The 16,945-nt window shown below is 65.4% G+C and carries 13 protein-coding genes, 4 tRNA genes and 2 riboswitches; of the genes, 12 read left to right on the forward strand and 5 right to left on the reverse strand.

Translation table 11 applies throughout. The features are described 5' to 3' along the window. Window positions 1–55 precede the first annotated feature (55 nt). The 4 genes from shn_RS08240 (at window position 56) to recJ (ending at window position 5,259) form a co-directional block, all read left to right on the forward strand. Entirely contained in the window at window positions 56–400 is a 345-nt protein-coding gene (locus tag shn_RS08240) for a hypothetical protein (protein WP_245337378.1), read from the forward strand. Window positions 401–574: 174 nt separating this feature from the next. Beyond that, window positions 575–1,795 (forward strand): LL-diaminopimelate aminotransferase, encoded by a 1,221-nt coding sequence (locus tag shn_RS08245; protein WP_064329964.1) that lies wholly within the window; start codon window positions 575–577, stop codon window positions 1,793–1,795. Between the two features lie 60 nt (window positions 1,796–1,855). Further along, entirely contained in the window at window positions 1,856–3,178 is a 1,323-nt protein-coding gene (locus shn_RS08250) for a homoserine dehydrogenase (protein WP_064332493.1), read from the forward strand. Between the two features lie 278 nt (window positions 3,179–3,456). Then, window positions 3,457–5,259, forward strand: a complete 1,803-nt coding sequence (recJ, locus tag shn_RS08255; protein ID WP_064332494.1) for a single-stranded-DNA-specific exonuclease RecJ — start codon at window positions 3,457–3,459, stop codon at window positions 5,257–5,259. A gap of 35 nt (window positions 5,260–5,294) precedes the next feature. Here the strand turns inward: recJ and shn_RS08260 are convergent. The 5 genes from shn_RS08260 to gloA all read right to left on the reverse strand — a co-directional run bounded on the left by shn_RS08260 (window position 5,295) and on the right by gloA (window position 8,426). Then, window positions 5,295–5,369, reverse strand: a tRNA-Glu gene (locus shn_RS08260). 158 nt (window positions 5,370–5,527) lie between these two features. Next, window positions 5,528–5,602, reverse strand: a tRNA-Glu gene (locus tag shn_RS08265). A gap of 521 nt (window positions 5,603–6,123) precedes the next feature. Continuing rightward, window positions 6,124–6,198 (reverse strand) — tRNA-Glu (locus shn_RS08270). A 138-nt stretch (window positions 6,199–6,336) separates the two neighbouring features. Further along, window positions 6,337–7,647, reverse strand: a complete 1,311-nt coding sequence (locus tag shn_RS08275; protein ID WP_064332495.1) for a YcbK family protein — start codon at window positions 7,645–7,647, stop codon at window positions 6,337–6,339. A 338-nt stretch (window positions 7,648–7,985) separates the two neighbouring features. Further along, window positions 7,986–8,426 carry a lactoylglutathione lyase gene (gene gloA / locus shn_RS08280; RefSeq protein ID WP_064329965.1) on the reverse strand — a complete coding sequence of 147 codons (441 nt, stop codon included), beginning with the start codon at window positions 8,424–8,426 and terminating at the stop codon, window positions 7,986–7,988. Window positions 8,427–8,621: 195 nt separating this feature from the next. Between gloA and shn_RS08285 the strand changes: the two genes are divergently transcribed. From shn_RS08285 to nrdE, 8 genes are all read left to right on the forward strand, one after another. Continuing rightward, complete coding sequence (locus tag shn_RS08285; protein WP_064329966.1) at window positions 8,622–9,200, forward strand: cold-shock protein; 579 nt, start codon at window positions 8,622–8,624, stop codon at window positions 9,198–9,200. Then, window positions 9,200–9,697, forward strand: a complete 498-nt coding sequence (locus tag shn_RS08290; RefSeq protein WP_064329967.1) for a DUF192 domain-containing protein — start codon at window positions 9,200–9,202, stop codon at window positions 9,695–9,697. Before shn_RS08285 ends, shn_RS08290 begins: the two co-directional genes overlap by 1 nt. A 90-nt stretch (window positions 9,698–9,787) precedes the next feature. After that, a tRNA-Pro gene (locus tag shn_RS08295) sits at window positions 9,788–9,864 on the forward strand. 292 nt (window positions 9,865–10,156) lie between these two features. Then, window positions 10,157–10,373, forward strand: a riboswitch (cobalamin riboswitch). 96 nt (window positions 10,374–10,469) lie between these two features. Beyond that, complete coding sequence (gene metE / locus shn_RS08300; RefSeq protein WP_064329968.1) at window positions 10,470–12,830, forward strand: 5-methyltetrahydropteroyltriglutamate--homocysteine S-methyltransferase; 2,361 nt, start codon at window positions 10,470–10,472, stop codon at window positions 12,828–12,830. After that, window positions 12,827–13,648 (forward strand): acyl-CoA thioesterase, encoded by an 822-nt coding sequence (locus shn_RS08305; RefSeq protein ID WP_064329969.1) that lies wholly within the window; start codon window positions 12,827–12,829, stop codon window positions 13,646–13,648. The genes metE and shn_RS08305 overlap by 4 nt, the downstream gene beginning before the upstream one ends. Window positions 13,649–13,674: 26 nt before the next feature. Then, window positions 13,675–13,893: riboswitch (cobalamin riboswitch) on the forward strand. Window positions 13,894–14,143: 250 nt separating this feature from the next. Then, complete coding sequence (gene nrdH, locus shn_RS08310; RefSeq protein ID WP_064329970.1) at window positions 14,144–14,365, forward strand: glutaredoxin-like protein NrdH; 222 nt, start codon at window positions 14,144–14,146, stop codon at window positions 14,363–14,365. Window positions 14,366–14,374: 9 nt separating this feature from the next. Further along, window positions 14,375–14,773, forward strand: coding sequence for a class Ib ribonucleoside-diphosphate reductase assembly flavoprotein NrdI (gene nrdI / locus shn_RS08315; RefSeq protein ID WP_064329971.1), 399 nt, complete (start codon window positions 14,375–14,377; stop codon window positions 14,771–14,773). Beyond that, window positions 14,770–16,935, forward strand: a complete 2,166-nt coding sequence (nrdE, locus tag shn_RS08320; protein WP_145925885.1) for a class 1b ribonucleoside-diphosphate reductase subunit alpha — start codon at window positions 14,770–14,772, stop codon at window positions 16,933–16,935. Before nrdI ends, nrdE begins: the two co-directional genes overlap by 4 nt. The last annotated feature ends 10 nt before the right edge of the window (window positions 16,936–16,945 follow it).

Below are 16,945 nucleotides of genomic sequence, written 5' to 3' on the forward strand. Positions count from 1 at the left end.
CAGCCGCACAAGGCAATATCGGGAACCGGTCGTTTCGACAGGAGCATACAGCCACATGGCGTTCGAAATCAGGCGCTTGCGCGCCGCTCTTCTCATGGCCGCCGCCGCGGCGGCGCTCGCCTCCTGCGCCTCGAGCGAGACGACGTCGACCGCGACGGTGAATGCCGGCGCGAACCGGGCCGACGTCTACCCCGACATCACGGCGATCGTCAGCGCCGAGACGCAGCAGATGAGCGACGAGGAGGCGGCCAGCTACAGCGCGCGCCTGACGGCGCTCTCGGGCAGCCGCCGCTCGGGCGCGATCTCGGAAGCCGAATACCGCCGTCAGCTCGCCGAATTGCAGGCGCTGCGCGACGGCCATGGCAAGGCGGCGCTTTCGCAAATCGAGAAGACGAATTAGCGCTTGCGTTTCTTGCCGTTTGGCAGCAAAGCGGATGACGGCCAATTGGCCGTCGGCCGGGCGGAGCGCCTTCATTTCGAACGCTTTCGTCCGTATCCGATTTCTTGATTCGCACGGAGTTTTGCGCCGTCCGGCAAGGCCGCCGGAGGGGCTTCGTGCCTAACGGGGTTGAAGATGGAAGAGTTTCACAAGGTCCGGCGTCTGCCGCCGTATGTTTTCGAACAGGTCAACCGTTTGAAAGCAAGCGCGCGAGCGGGTGGCGCCGATATCATCGACCTTGGCATGGGCAACCCCGACCTGCCGACCCCCAAGGCCATCGTCGACAAGCTCTGCGAGGTGGTCCAGGACCCGCGCACGCACCGCTATTCCTCGTCCAAGGGCATTCCGGGCCTGCGCCGCGCCCAGGCCGCCTATTACGCCCGTCGCTTCGGCGTGAAGCTGAACCCGGAGACGCAGGTCGTCGCGACCCTCGGCTCCAAGGAGGGCTTCGCCAACATGGCGCAGGCGATCACCGCGCCGGGCGACGTCATCCTCTGCCCGAACCCGACCTATCCGATCCACGCCTTCGGCTTCCTGATGGCCGGCGGCGTGATCCGCTCCATGTCGGTCGAGCCGGACGAGAGCTTCTTCCCGCCGCTCGAAAGGGCCGTGCGCCACTCGATCCCCAAGCCGCTGGCGCTGATCATCAACTATCCCTCGAACCCGACGGCGCATGTCGCCTCGCTCGATTTCTACAAGGACGTCATCGCGTTTGCGAAGAAGCACGACATCATCGTGCTTTCCGACCTTGCCTATTCGGAAATCTACTTCGACGACAACGCGCCGCCGCCCTCCGTTCTGGAAGTGCCCGGCGCCATCGACATCGCGGTGGAGTTCACCTCCATGTCGAAGACCTTCTCCATGCCCGGCTGGCGCATGGGCTTTGCCGTCGGCAACGAGCGGCTGATCGCCGCGCTGACCCGCGTCAAGTCCTACCTCGACTACGGCGCCTTCACGCCGATCCAGGTGGCCGCGACCCATGCGCTGAACGGCGACGGCTCGGACATCGCGGAAGTGCGCAACGTCTACAAGCGCCGCCGCGACGTGATGGTCGACACCTTCGGCAAGGCCGGCTTCGAGGTACCGCCGCCGGCCGCCACCATGTTCGCCTGGGCGAAGATCCCGGAAAAGTTCCGCCATCTCGGCTCGCTGGAATTCTCCAAGCTGCTCGTCGAGAAGGCGGATGTCGCCGTGGCGCCGGGCGTCGGTTTCGGCGAGCAGGGCGACGATTACGTCCGCCTCGCGCTGGTCGAGAACGAGCACCGCATCCGCCAGGCGGCGCGCAATATCAAGAAGTTCCTCTCCACGGCGGACGAGACGATGCACAACGTCATCTCGCTGAACGCCCATCGCTGAAAAATCCGCCCTCCGCGTCTCTGCGGAGGGCTTTCTTCCAAAACGTTATAGGACATGACCATGGCTGATGCCCTGAAGATCGGCATTGCGGGCTTGGGAACCGTTGGTGCCTCGCTCGCGAAGATTCTCGTCGAACGCAGGGACATGCTTCAGACGACGTGCGGCCGGCCGATCGAGATCGCCGCCGTGACGGCTCGCAGCAAGGGCCGCGACCGCGGCGTCGATCTTTCCGCCGCCGAATGGTTCGACGATCCGGTCGCGCTCGCCCGCGAGGCAAGGATCGACGTCTTCGTGGAACTGATGGGCGGGGCCGGCGATCCGGCCCATGCCGCGGTCAAGGCGGCGCTTTCGCGCGGCGTGCATGTCGTGACGGCCAACAAGGCGCTGCTCGCCGCCCATGGCGTGGAGCTTGCCGGCATCGCCGAGGAGAACGGCTGCATCCTCAACTACGAGGCGGCCGTCGCCGGCGGCATTCCGGTCATCAAGGCGCTGCGCGAGTCGCTGACGGGCAACACGATTTCCCGCGTCTACGGCATCATGAACGGCACCTGCAACTACATCCTGACCAAGATGGAGAAGGAGGGCCTCAGCTTCGAGGCGTGCCTCAAGGAAGCCCAGCGCCTCGGTTATGCCGAGGCCGATCCCGCCTTCGACATCGAGGGCAACGACACGGCGCACAAGCTGTCGATCCTGACGACGCTCGCCTTCGGCACGAAGATTTCGGCCGACGACATCTATCTCGAAGGCATCACCAACATCTCCATCGACGACATCCGCGCCGCCGCCGATCTCGGCTACCGCATCAAGCTGCTCGGCGTCGCGCAGAAGACGGATACGGGCGTCGAACAGCGCGTGCACCCGACCATGGTGCCGCTCGACAGCGTCATCGCGCAGGTGGACGGCGTGACGAATGCCGTGGCGATCGAATCGGACATTCTCGGCGAGCTGCTGATGGTCGGCCCCGGCGCCGGCGGCAATGCGACGGCCTCGGCCGCGCTCGGCGACATTGCCGACATCGCCAAGAGCCGCCCGGGCGCGCAGACCGTGCCGGCGCTCGGCCGCCCGGCCGCCTCGCTTGCCCCCTACAAGCGCGCGCAGATCCGCAAGCACCACGGCGGCTACTTCATCCGCCTTTCGGTGGAAGACCGCACCGGCGTCTTCGCCAGCATCGCCAAGCATATGGCGGAAAACGGCATATCGCTGGAATCCATCGTGCAGCGCGCGCAGTCGACGACCGAATCGACCGATCCGAAGACCATCATCCTCGTCACCCACGCGACGATGGAGGATTCCGTCCGCAAGGCCGTGGGGTCCGTCAAGGGCGAGGGCTATCTTGTCGGCGAACCGCAGGTGATCCGCATCGAGCGGCCGAAGACGGCCTGATTTGAGATCCTCTTGACGCGGCACAAGATTATCGAAGACCTCGGCAATGGTTTTCGGTAACCTGTGCGACACGCTCCGTCATCCTCGGGCTTGACCCGAGGATGACGAAGGAGAGGTTTTCGAGGGAAAGGTCTTCGCGACTTGTCTGCAGTCCAGAGCATTTCCAGCAAAAGTGCGAAGCGGTTTTGCGTCCGGAAATGCGGCAAAACAAGGAGATAGAGCGTTTTCGCGATTCGGAGAAAAGCGGAAAAGCTCTCGTTGCCGGAGCCGCCATGAGCATGCTGGAAAACGCCGACCCCGTCAGCCGGGCCTTCCTGAATGTCGAGCGCTCGGTGACCGGCCAGCGCTGGGTGGCGCGGCTCGACCAGGCGGGGGAGAACCGGGCGCTGGCAATGAGCCAGAGCCATGGCCTGCCGGATCTCATCGCGCGCGTGCTGGCGGGGCGGGGCGTGCCCTTCGAAGGCGCCGTCGAGTTCCTCGACCCGACGCTGCGCCGCCTGATGCCCGAACCCTACAGCCTGATGGACTGCGAGGCGGCCACGGAGCGGCTGGCGCTGGCCATCGAAAGGCGCCAGCGCGTCGCGATCTTCGGCGACTATGACGTCGACGGCGCATCCTCCTCGGCGCTCCTCTATCGTTTCCTCGCGCATTTCGGCGTGCAGGCGGAAATCTACATCCCCGACCGCATCTTCGAGGGCTATGGCCCGAACCCCAACGCCATCGCCCAGCTCATCGAGCGCGGCGCCGAGCTGATCGTCACGGTCGACTGCGGCTCGACCAGCCACGAATCGCTTGCCGTGGCGAAGGCGCGCGGCGTCGACGTGGTCGTCATCGACCACCACCAGGTGGGCGAGGCGCTGCCGCCGGCCCATGCGCTGGTCAATCCGAACCGCGAGGACGACCTGTCGGGGCAGGGGCACCTGTCGGCCGCCGGCGTCGTCTTCCTCGTCCTGGTGGCGCTGCAGCGCGTCATGCGGGAAAGGGGCGATGCACGGGCGAAGACCTTCGATCTCCTCGCCATGCTCGACCTCGTGGCGCTCTCCACCGTCTGCGACGTCGTTCCCCTGAAGGGGCTCAACCGCGCTTATGTGGTCAAGGGCCTCGTCGCCGCGCGCCATCTCGGCAATGCCGGGCTGACGGCGCTCCTGAAGCAGGCGGGCATCGGCGGGCCGGTGACGCCCTATCATCTCGGCTTCCTCGTCGGCCCGCGCATCAATGCCGGCGGGCGCATCGGCGATGCGGCGCTCGGCAGCCGGCTTTTGACGATCGACGAGCCGGGCGAGGCCGAGCGAATCGCAAAGCAGCTCGACGACCTCAACCGCGAGCGCCAGGCCATGGAGGCCGCCATGCTGGCCGAGGCGGAGGCCGAGGCGCAGGCGGAATACGGCACCGGCGAAAGCGCCTCCGTCATCCTGACGGCCCGCGAGGGCTGGCATCCGGGCGTCGTCGGCCTGCTCGCCTCGCGCCTCAAGGACCGATTCCGCCGGCCCGCCTTCGCCATCGCCTTCGATCCCTCCGGCAAGGGCACCGGCTCCGGCCGCTCGATCAGCGGCTTCGATCTCGGCCGCATGGTGCGCGCCGCCGTGGAGGAGGGCATCCTCGTCAAGGGCGGCGGCCATGCCATGGCGGCGGGGCTGACGGTGGAGCGGGAAAAGCTCGGCCGTCTGCGCGCCTTCTTCGAAGAACGCGCCGAGCGGACCGTGCGCGACCTGGTGGCCGTGGAAACGCTGAAGATCGACGGGGCGCTGAGCGCCGGCGGCGCGACGCTGGCGCTCGCCGACCAACTGGAGCAGGCCGGCCCTTATGGCTCCGGCCATCCCCAGCCGATCTTCGCGCTGCCGGCGCACCGGGTGCGCGACGTCAGGCCCGTCGGCGTCAATCACCTGCGCCTGGAGCTCGAAGGGCCCGACGGCGGGCGCCTCGGCGCCATGGCCTTCCGCGCGGCGGAAGCCGATCTCGGTCTTTTCCTGATGCAGCAGCGCGGGCAGGCGGTGCACATCGCCGGCACGCTTTCCGCCGATAGCTGGCAGGGCAGCCGGCGCATACAGTTCCGCGTTCTGGACGCCGCAAAGGCGTTCTGACGGGACGGTCTCGATTGTCGAATAAGGAGGAGGGGTGGCACGCCCTAGGGGAGTCGAACCCCTCTTTTCAGAATGAAAATCTGACGTCCTAACCGATAGACGAAGGGCGCGTGCGGTGGGCGTTATCTAGTCGGGACCGCTGATTTGCGCAAGCCCCAAATGCAGGAATTTTCAATTTTTCCCGCGGCTTGAAGAAACATGGCCGCCGGTCGTCGCGCTGCCCCCCGCAAGCACTTCGGGACTTCGATCGATATGTCTCAAGGGAGGGTGGCACGCCCTAGGGGAGTCGAACCCCTCTTTTCAGAATGAAAATCTGACGTCCTAACCGATAGACGAAGGGCGCGTGCGGTGGGCGTTATCTAGTCGGGCCCGACCGGATTCGCAAGACGGAAAATCGCGTCGGCGGCAACTTTTTCACAGGGCAGGAAAGACGCAGACGGGGGCCGTCGTTTCCATGCGGGCCAGCCCGCCCGAGGGGCAGGGGCCGGCCTGCCGGCGCGGCTTGCCGGCATCCCGATTTGACGACTGGCAATCCGGCGGGCGCCTTCCCATATATCTGGTGCTGAGGACCTGAGGCTGCCGCCGTTCGACCCTCCCGGTGGCGCCCGCTGGCTCAGCCCCGTTGCCCCGTGGGCAACACGCAGCCGCTCGTCCGGCAGCTGGGCCGGGCGGGCGGCGCGACCCCGCGCGGTTCGAGACCCCGGAGCGCTGGGCCAAGCTCGACGGGGCCTCTCGCCCGGCCGCGCAAGATCGCAGCCGTGGATCGTAAACGTTCCTGGCCATGCTTCGTTCCGCACGCCCTGCGGGCACTACGGTGCCTTGAGCGTCGAACAATCGGCGGCAATTCATTTCAGGGGGAGGGGGTGGCACGCCCTAGGGGAGTCGAACCCCTCTTTTCAGAATGAAAATCTGACGTCCTAACCGATAGACGAAGGGCGCGTGCGGTGGGCGTCTTATAGAAGGGCGTTTGGCCTTCTGCAAGCCGGAAAAAAGCCGTTGTGACAAAAAAATGAAAAGCCGCCCCGGGGGCGGCTCCTCATGCGAAAAGGCATCGATCACAGAGGGTTAGGGTACTGCCTACTTGCGCCGCCGGCAGCGCCAGTTCCAGTCCCGCTCCGGGCCGACGTCGATATGCACGGATTCGGTGTGGCAATAGGTGCCGACGCCGCCGCGGCCCGGCATGCTGCGCAGATATTCCGCAAGCTCCCATTTGCTGACGCCGGAAATCTGGATATCGGCCGCCTCGCAGCGCGTGTGCAGCGACTGCTTGGCGCGGTTGACCTTCAGGTCGCGCAGGCCCGATGTCACGATGATCGGCTTGTCGTAATGCTTCTCGATCGTCTTCAGCACCTGCAGCAGTTCCGGCTTGAAACAGCCGGTGCGCACCTTCTCCGTCTGCAGCCACAGGCCGTTCGGCGCAAGCCGGGCGAGGCCGGCGAGCGAGGCGACTTCCTTGAACTGCGGACCGTCGTCCTCGACCTCCTCGGCCTCCGAATGATCCGTCGAGAACATGGAACTGGCCACCGAAACGCCGGGCAGCGTGCCGAGCGAGGCCTTGCGGGTGGCGTTCGCGCTTTCCCGGTTGAGCACGCGGCGCGGCTGCTCGGCAAAACGATCGCCGTCGAACTGCGGCTTGGCCTCGCGCTTGTTGGCGAAGAGCGAGGCGAGCGTCACGGTCTTTCGCGGCTCGTCCTTCTTGATGTCGGTCGCGGTTGCCTGGCCGGCGGCGCCGTCGTTTGCCGGCGTCGCAAGCGCAAGATCGGCCGCGTTGCCCGCGGCGGCTTCCGCGGTGAGGGCCGTTCGCGCGGTCTTGGGGATCGGCCCGTTTTCCGGCAGCGTGATCTCCGCCTGCTCGTCGCCGAGCGTGGCGAGCGGCTGCTGGCCGGTCGATCCGACCGGCGGCATGTCCTCGACCGGCAGGCGGCCGGACTGGTCGGCCGCCTGTGCGGCGCCGGTCGTGGCATAGAGGCTGTTGACGGCGGCATTGGCGCCCACGGTCTGCGTCGCATAGGCATTGCCGGTCGCGACCGCCTCGCTGCCATTGCCGTAGATGCTGGCCCTGCCGGCATTCAGCGTCGTCGGCTGCAGGACGAGGCCCGCCCGCTCGGCGGCGGCATCGCCCGCGACCTGCTGGTCCGCCGCAACCGCCGCGGCGACATCGACAGGGGCGTCCCCGGTCGTCCGGCCGGCAGCGCCCGCGCTCACCACGGGCGTGGTGGTCTCGTCCGTGCTGCCTTCGGCAACCGTGTCTTCGCTTTCCTGCGCGCCCATGCTGTCCGCGCGCATATCCGTGGAGACTGCGGAAACGCAGCCCGAGAGCGTGGCGACCGAAACGGCCAGCAGCAATCCATACCGCAGCGCCTTCAGGCCTGGCCACTTTCCCTGCATGTCCTGCAAAGGCTTTCCCCCGCTTTCGACGTTCGTGCCCTCGGTCTTGCCGCCGATGGGGCCGTTTCTTCAAACAGTCGCAACCGCAATCGAGAAAAGCCACAGGCCAGGTTGCGGTTGCTGCGATGTTAACGTTTCGGCCGGTGGTGTAAAGGCCGAAGCGCGTAAAGCCGTGAAACGCAGAACGGGAAGCTGTCCGGCCCGAATCGGCCAAAGCACCCCTCTCGCTGGCGATCGACCGGATGGGCAAGAGATTTCCGGTCAAATACGGCGGAACGATGATCGTTGCACGGATGATAGGGCGCAAGCTTTGCCCGGAGCTTGCGTCCGGCTCTCGCCTACCAGGCGCCGGTATTGCCCATGGAGGCCCAGGGCTCGGCCGGCGGCAGGCTTTCGCCCTTCTGCAGGATCTCGATGGAAATGCCGTCCGGCGAGCGCACGAAGGCCATGTGGCCGTCGCGCGGCGGGCGGTTGATGGTGACGCCGTTGTCCATCAGCTTCTGGCAGGTCGCATAGATGTCGTCGACCTCGTAGGCGAGGTGGCCGAAATTGCGCCCGCCGGTATAATCCTCGCTGTCCCAGTTGTAGGTGAGCTCGAGGCAGGGCGCGGCGTTCGCCCGCGCGGCCTCGATATCCTCGGGCGCGGCGAGGAAGATCAGCGTGAAGCGGCCCTTTTCGTTCTCGTAGCGGCGCACTTCCTTGAGGCCGAACAGCGTCGAATAGAAGTGCAGGGACGTGTCGACGTCTTTGACGCGGACCATCGTGTGGAGATAACGCATTGGAATATCCTCTGAATGTGGAATCGTCCGAAAGAGTAGGGTTTTGTCAGCCTCAGGCAAGCCTTGCAGCCTACCAATGGGGCCGGCAAAACTTTCAAAGGGGCTTGCGCATTCGCATCGGGACAATGTTATTCTGGTTATCAAGAATCAGTTAACCGTAACTCATGTGACGCGTAAACGAGGGGCTGGCAGGTCATGGCGGATAGGGTGTCTTCAAAGGAAATCACGGGCCGTGATGACCAGAGCAATGACGCCGTCGATCTGATCGAGATCACCGGGGTCATCAAGTGGTTCGACGTTGCCAAGGGGTTCGGCTTCATCGTGCCCGACAATGGCATGCAGGACGTGCTGCTGCACGTCACGTGCCTGCGCCGCGACGGCTACCAGACGGTCCTGGAGGGCACGCGCGTCGTCGCGCTGATCCAGAAGCGCGACCGCGGCTACCAGGCCTTCCGCATCCTTTCCATGGACCAGACGACGGCCGTGCATCCCTCGCAGATGCCGCCGGTCAAGACCCATGTGCAGGTCACCCCGTCGAGCGGGCTGGAGCGCGTGCTGGTCAAGTGGTTCAACCGCACCAAGGGCTTCGGCTTCCTGACGCGCGGCGAGGGCACGGAGGACATCTTCATCCATATGGAGACGCTGCGCCGCTTCGGCCTGACGGAGCTGCGCCCCGGCCAGGTCGTTCTCGTGCGCTTCGGCGACGGCGAGAAGGGCCTGATGGCGGCGGAGATCCATCCGGACATGCCGGTTCCCGGCAACAGGGCCCACTAATGGGCCTTTTCGCGCGGGCGGCCGGTTTCGCGCGCCTCGCAAGCGCCGCCCTGGCGCTTTTCTTCTGTTTTTCCCTTTCGGTCCTTGCGGCGGAGACGTTCGACACGCAGCCGCTGACGATCGTCACGAAGGACGGCAAGCGCCACGCCTTCACGGTGGAGCTCGCCATCACGCCACGCCAGCGCGAGCAGGGGCTGATGCACCGCCGCGAGATGGCGCCGGACCACGGCATGCTCTTCGCCTTCGGCGAGACGCGGCAGGTTTTCATGTGGATGAAGAACACCTATCTGCCGCTCGACATGCTGTTCATCGCCAGGGACGGCAAGGTGCGCGCGATCAAGGAGAACGCCGAGCCGCATTCCGAATCGATCATCGATTCGCAGGGGCCGATCGACTACGTGCTGGAACTGAACGGCGGCACCGTCCGGCGTCTCGGCATCGGCGCGGGCAACCGCGTCGAGAACGCGCTGATGGATTCCCTGCGCAAGGCGCAGTAGCCCGCCATTTCCAGCGACAAGCGCTTGAAGACGCCCATTTCCTGTTGCGGCAGAGGGCGGATGCGTGTATCTCCCCATCGCCGGGACGGACGGAGTGTAGCGCAGTCTGGTAGCGCATCTGGTTTGGGACCAGAGGGTCGGGAGTTCGAATCTCTCCACTCCGACCACGTCCGACGGGCTGAAAAGCCCGGGTTCCGGCAGGTTCTGCCCAATTTTCTGTTGCGAACGGGCGCCGGCCGATGACCGCCAGCGACAACTCCCCCTTGAACTGCGGCGAACGCGAATTCGTCCCATGGCGATTGCGAAAGCGCTTCGCCCTTCCTCGACACCAGGACTGGATCTCGCTCGGCGCTGACCGGGCGTGGCGCAAGCGCGGTTTCTCGAATGCCGAGCGCAGAGATCAGAAAAATAAAGATATAAACATTTCTTTATGTCTATTGACATTCCCGTCGCGATGACGAGAACTGTCCTCGTCGTGGTTCCCTGGGGCGGTTTTGGCTGCTTCAGGGCTAAGAGGGAATCCGGTGCGCCGATCATTCGGCAAGGCCGGGGCTGCCCCCGCAACTGTGAGCGGCGAGCCGCTGTCCACCCATGTCACTGAGGCGAAAGCCTTGGGAAGACGGACAGCGGCGACGACCCGTGAGCCAGGAGACCTGCCAAGACGAAACAACGTCCACGGGCGGGGTGTCCCGGTGGTTGCTGCGGCCCGCCTCGCGCGGGTGCCTGCATGCGTCCGCTTACCCATGCCCCCAGAAACCAATGGGGTATGACAATGTCCAACAGAACTCTCCCGGTCGCCTCCCTCGGCTTCCCGCGCATCGGTCGCCATCGCGAATTGAAATTCGCGCTCGAAGGTTACTGGTCCGGCAGGATCGCCGAAGGCGACCTCCTCGAAACGGCAAAGACGCTGCGCGCCGAGAACTGGGCGCTCCAGCGCGACAACGGGATCACGCAGATCCCGTCGAACGACTTCTCCTTCTACGACCATGTGCTGGATACCGCCGTCATGGTCGGCGCGATCCCCGCCGTCTATGGCTGGACGGGCGGCGAGGTGCCGCTCTCCCTCTATTTCGCGATGGCCCGCGGCAGCGAGGGCGACGGTCCCGTCGGTTGCGGCCATGCCCATCGCGGCCATGGCGTTCCGGCGCTCGAAATGACCAAGTGGTTCGACACGAACTATCACTACATGGTTCCTGACATTGTCGAGGACCAGGTCTTCACGCTCACCTCGCAGAAACCCGTCGACCATTTCCTGGAAGCGAAGGCACTCGGCATCCATACGCGTCCGGTCGTGCTCGGCCCGGTCACCTTCCTCAAGCTTGCCAAGGCCCGGCCGGCGACGTTCAAGCCGCTCGACCTTCTCGCAAGTCTGCTCCCCGTCTACGAGGAACTGTTCCGCAGGCTCGCTGCGGCCGGTGCGGACTGGGTGCAGGTCGACGAGCCGATCCTCGCGCTCGACCTTACCGAAGGCGAACGCCACGCCTTCAAGCTTGCCTATGACCGCCTTGCCAAGGCTGCGCCCGGCCTGAAGGTGATGCTGACGACATATTTCGGTGCGCTGGCCGACAATCTCGAAGCGGCCGCCGCGCTTCCGGTGGCCGGCCTTCACATCGATCTCGCGCGCGCCCCGGAACAGCTCGACGCGGTCGCAAGGACGGTGCGGGCCGATCAGGTCCTGTCGCTCGGCGTCATCGACGGGCGCAACATCTGGCGTGCCGATCTTGCCGCCATTCTCGATCGGCTGGCGCCGGTCGTCGCCGCACGCGGGGCCGATGCCGTCGCGGTCGCGGCTTCCTGCTCGCTGCTGCATGTGCCGATCGACCTGGAGCTTGAAACCGCGCTGGATGCGGACCTCAGGACCTGGCTTGCCTTCGCCACGCAGAAGCTCGGCGAGCTTGCAACGCTCGGCAGGGGACTGGCGCAAGGCAAGGATGCCGTGCGGGAAGCGGTGAACGATGCCGCGCAGGCGATTGCCGCCCGCGCCTCCTCCCCGAAGGTGACGGATCCGCTCGTCCGGGGGCGCGTCGCCGGTATCGACGCGGGCATGAAGACGCGTGCAAGCGCTTTCGAGGACCGCCGCGCGGCGCAGGCGGATGCCATCGCCTTGCCGCTCTTCCCCACGACGACCATCGGTTCGTTCCCGCAGACCAGCGATGTCCGCAAGGCGCGCTCGGCCCATGCCGGGGGCGCGCTGAGCTACAAGGACTACGAGGCCTTCCTGCGCAGGGAAACGGCGGCCGCCATCCGCTGGCAGGAGGAGATCGGCCTCGACGTGCTGGTGCACGGCGAGTTCGAGCGCAACGACATGGTGCAGTATTTCGGCGAGCAGCTTTCCGGCTTCGCCTTCACCCGGCATGCCTGGGTGCAGAGCTACGGCTCGCGCTACGTCCGCCCGCCGATCATCTTCGGCGACGTCTCGCGCCCGAACCCGATGACCGTGCGCTGGTGGCAATATGCGCAGTCGCTCACCCGCAAGCCGGTGAAGGGCATGCTGACCGGGCCGGTGACCATCCTCAACTGGTCCTTCGTGCGGGACGACATACCGCGCAGCGAAACGTGCCGGCAGATCGCGCTTGCCATCCGCGACGAGGTGTCGGACCTCGAAAAGGCCGGCGCGAAGATGATCCAGATCGACGAGGCCGCCCTTCGCGAAGGCCTGCCGCTCCGCCACAAGGACTGGCGGCACTATCTGGACTGGGCGGTCGAAGCCTTCCGCCTGTGCTCCAGCGGCGTGGCGGACGGAACCCAGATCCACACCCATATGTGCTACTCGGAGTTCAACGACATCATCCCGGCCATCGCGGCGATGGATGCCGACGTGATCTCCATCGAGACCTCGCGCTCGAAGATGGAGCTTCTCGATGCGTTCCGGAACTTCCGGTATCCGAACGAGATCGGCCCCGGCGTCTACGACATCCACTCGCCGCGCGTGCCCGGGACCGAGGAGATGACCGGTCTCCTGTCGCTCGCCCGCCAGCGCCTTCAGGATCGCCAGCTCTGGGTCAATCCGGATTGCGGCCTCAAGACCCGCAAGTGGGAGGAGGTGAGGCCGGCGCTCGTCAACATGGTCGAGGCCGCTCGGCGCCTGCGCGATGCCGACGGCCCGCAGGACGCCGCGGTGACGGCGCGATGAGCCGCGCGCTCGAAGACACGGCGGTGCCGGGAGCGATCCCGGCACCGCCCAGCCGTCTCATCGCCCTGGTCTTTCCCGGCGATACGAACCATCACGGAACGCTCTTCGGCGGCGCGGGGCTCGCGCTGATGGACCGTATCGCCTTCATCGCCGCCACCCGCCACGGGCGCGTGCCTTTCGTGACGGCGTCCGTCGATCGCGTCGATTTCCAGGCCCCGGCGCGTGTCGGGGAACTGGTCGAACTCGTGGCACGCGTCACGCGCGTCGGCCGCAAATCCATGACGGTGGAGGTGGAGATGGTGGCCGAGGGCCTCGTCAGCGGCGAGCGGCGGCTGTGCACGCGGGGCAGCTTCAGCATGGTCGCCGTTCCGCCGCCGCATGCAGCGCCGGGCTGGTGCCTTCCGCCCGTGGCGGCGGTGCGGGAGGAGGCCGGCCTCGGCCCATGCGCGAGCGACATCGTTTTCGCCGACCAGGCGAACAGTTTCGGCCGCATGTTCGGCGGCGAGGCGCTCGCCGCCATGACCAGGGCGGCCTTCGTCGCGGCGACACGCCACGGCCGGCGCATCACGGTGCTCGCCGCTTCGGAACGGGTCGATTTCCGCGCGCCGGTCGCGGTGGGGGCGATCGTGGACACCGTCGCGACCGTCGTTCGCGTCGGGCGCACGTCGATGACCGTCGCGGTCGAACTGTGGTCGGAAGACCTGATGAGCGGCGCGCGCGCCTGCACGGCGAAGGGCCGCTTCGTCATGGTCGCGGTGGACGGCCGGGACCGGCCCGTTCCCGTCCGCCGTGACGAAACCGTTGATAAGCCATCATAGTGATTGACGCATTTTTTACCTCGTCTACTATATCTTGTGTTCGAGGTTCCTTCGATTCGAGAGGATCGAAGGCTAAGACGGGAATCCGGGGCGGCCATGATGGCCGCGATTGTCCGGAGCTGCCCCCGCAACTGTAAGCGGCGAGCATTCGTTCGAATAAGCCACTGAGGCGCCAATGCCTTGGGAAGGCGAACGGATGCGGCGACCCGCAAGCCAGGAGACCTGCCTCGTCCATGAACGTCCACGGGCGGGGTGTCCGGATGGCGAGCGTCGGGCTGCGGAAGGATGCCGCCCCGCCGTCTCCCCGATACCCTGCTGCAATGTCTCGGGGTGAGGTCATGTCGATCCTGTTTCCAGTTCCTCCGCGCGAGTAGGCGGCGCCCCGCGCCCGGCCGTCGGCAGACAGCCGCCCGTACCCTTTGAAATTCATCGCACGGCCATCGGCGGATGGCCGAACGATTTCCCATGCCTGATTGAAAAAAAACGAGGAAAGCCATGTCGATCACCGTCTATTCCAAGCCCGCCTGCGTCCAGTGCACCGCGACCACCCGCGCGCTCGACCGCCAGGGCATCGACTACAGCATCGTCGATATCTCCGAGAATGCCGAGGCCTTCGCCCTCGTGCAGGGCCTCGGCTACCGCCAGGTTCCGGTGGTCATTGCCGGCGAGCGGCATTGGGCCGGCTTTCGCCCGGACATGATCAGCGCGCTCGCCTGAGCCGGGGCCATGGCCGGGCTCGTCTATTTCTCCAGCCGGTCGGAAAATACCCGCCGCTTCGTGGCAAGGCTCGGCATCGACGCCCTGCGCCTGCCGGTCGATGCGGCGGAGGAACCGCCGGAAGTCGAGGAGCCCTTCGTGCTGGTCTCGCCGACCTATGGCGGGGGCGGGGAGAAGGGGGCGGTGCCGAAACCGGTCATCCGCTTCCTCAACAATCCGCGCAACCGAAGCCTGATCCGCGGCGTGATCGCGGCGGGCAACACCAATTTCGGCACGGGATACGCCGTCGCGGGCAACATCATCGCCGCGAAATGCGCCGTGCCGTTCCTCTACCGTTTCGAACTGCTCGGCACGGATGAGGACGTCGACAACGTCAGACAGGGACTGGAACGATTTTGGACACGATGAACTCTTTGGTGCCGCGCACGGGCGAGAAGCCGGCGAAGGTCCCGGAAATCACGGCGCTGGACTACCACGCGCTGAACGCGATGCTGAACCTCTACGACGAGGAGGGGAAGATCCAGCTCGACAAGGACAGGCAGGCGGCCAAGCAGTATTTCCTCCAGCACGTCAACCAGAACACCGTGTTCTTCCATAACCTCCGGGAGAAACTCGATTATCTGGTGACGGAGGGCTATTACGAGCAGGAGGTGCTCGACCAGTATGCCTTCAATTTCGTGCGCGATCTCTTCGACCGCGCCTACGACAAGAAGTTCCGCTTCCCGACCTTCCTCGGGGCGTTCAAGTACTACACGTCCTATACGCTGAAGACCTTCGACGGGAAGCGTTACCTGGAGCGCTACGAGGACCGCGTCTGCATGGTGGCGCTGACGCTGGCGCGCGGCAGCGAGGCGCTTGCCCGCGACCTCGTCGACGAGATCATGTCCGGCCGCTTCCAGCCGGCGACGCCCACCTTCCTCAATGCGGGCAAGAAGCAGCGCGGCGAGCTCGTGTCCTGCTTCCTGCTGCGCGTGGAGGACAATATGGAGAGCATCGGCCGCTCGATCAATTCGGCCCTCCAGCTTTCCAAGCGGGGCGGGGGCGTGGCGCTGTCGCTCACCAACCTTCGCGAGATGGGGGCGCCGATCAAGCAGATCGAGAACCAGTCCTCCGGCGTCATCCCCGTCATGAAGCTCCTGGAGGATTCGTTCTCCTACGCCAACCAGCTCGGCGCACGGCAGGGGGCTGGCGCGGTCTATCTCCACGCCCATCATCCTGACATCATGCGCTTCCTCGACACCAAGCGCGAGAATGCGGACGAGAAGATCCGCATCAAGACGCTGTCGCTCGGCGTCGTCATTCCCGACATCACCTTCGAGCTCGCCCGCAACAACGAGGACATGTACCTCTTCTCGCCGCATGACGTGGAGCGAGTCTACGGCGTGCCCTTCACCGAGATCTCGGTGACGGAAAAGTACCGCGAGATGGTCGAGGACGGCCGCATCCGCAAGAAGAAGATCAAGGCGCGCGACTTCTTCCAGATCATCGCCGAGATCCAGTTCGAGTCGGGCTATCCCTACATCATGTTCGAGGACACGGTGAACCGGGAAAACCCCATCGCCGGCCGCATCACCATGAGCAATCTCTGCTCGGAAATCCTGCAGGTCAGCGAGGCGAGCGAATTCAACGACGACCTGTCCTACGCCAGGATGGGCAAGGACATCTCCTGCAATCTCGGCTCGCTCAACATCGCCGCCGCGATGGACTCGCCGGATTTCGGCCAGACCATCGAGACGTCCATCCGCGCGCTGACGGCTGTTTCCGAGATGAGCCACATCTCCTCGGTTCCCTCTATCGAGAAGGGCAATGACGACAGCCACGCCATCGGCCTCGGCCAGATGAACCTGCACGGCTACCTCGCCCGCGAGCGCATCTTCTACGGCTCGCAGGAAGGCATCGACTTCACCAACATCTATTTCTACACGGTGACCTACCACGCCATCCGCGCCTCGAACCGGCTGGCGGTGGAGAAGGGCGTCAGCTTCAAGGGCTTCGAGAACTCGAAATACGCCTCCGGCGACTATTTCGACAAATATACCGAGGCCGAATGGCTGCCGGCGACGGAAAAGGTGAAGGCGCTCTTCGAAACGGCCGGCATCCATGTTCCGACCCGGGAGGACTGGCTGGAGCTGAAGGCCGCGGTCATGCAGGGCGGGCTCTACAACCAGAACCTCCAGGCCGTGCCGCCGACGGGGTCGATCTCCTATATCAACCACTCCACGTCCTCGATCCATCCGATCGTCTCGAAGATCGAGATCCGCAAGGAGGGCAAGATCGGCCGCGTCTACTACCCGGCCGCCTACCTGACCAACGACAATCTCGATTATTACCAGGACGCCTACGAGATCGGCCCGGAGAAGATCATCGACACCTATGCGGCGGCGACGCAGCATGTCGACCAGGGCCTGTCGCTGACGCTGTTCTTCCGCGACACGGCGACGACGCGCGACATCAACCGGGCGCAGATCTACGCCTGGAAGAAGGGCATCAAGACCATCTACTACATCCGCCTTCGCCAGATGGCGCTGTCCGGCACGGAAGTGCAGGGCTGTGTCTCCTGCGCCCTCTGATATCGGTGAC

Origin of the sequence: Shinella sp. HZN7, assembly GCF_001652565.1 — a bacterium.
GTDB classification, from domain to species: domain Bacteria; phylum Pseudomonadota; class Alphaproteobacteria; order Rhizobiales; family Rhizobiaceae; genus Shinella; species Shinella granuli.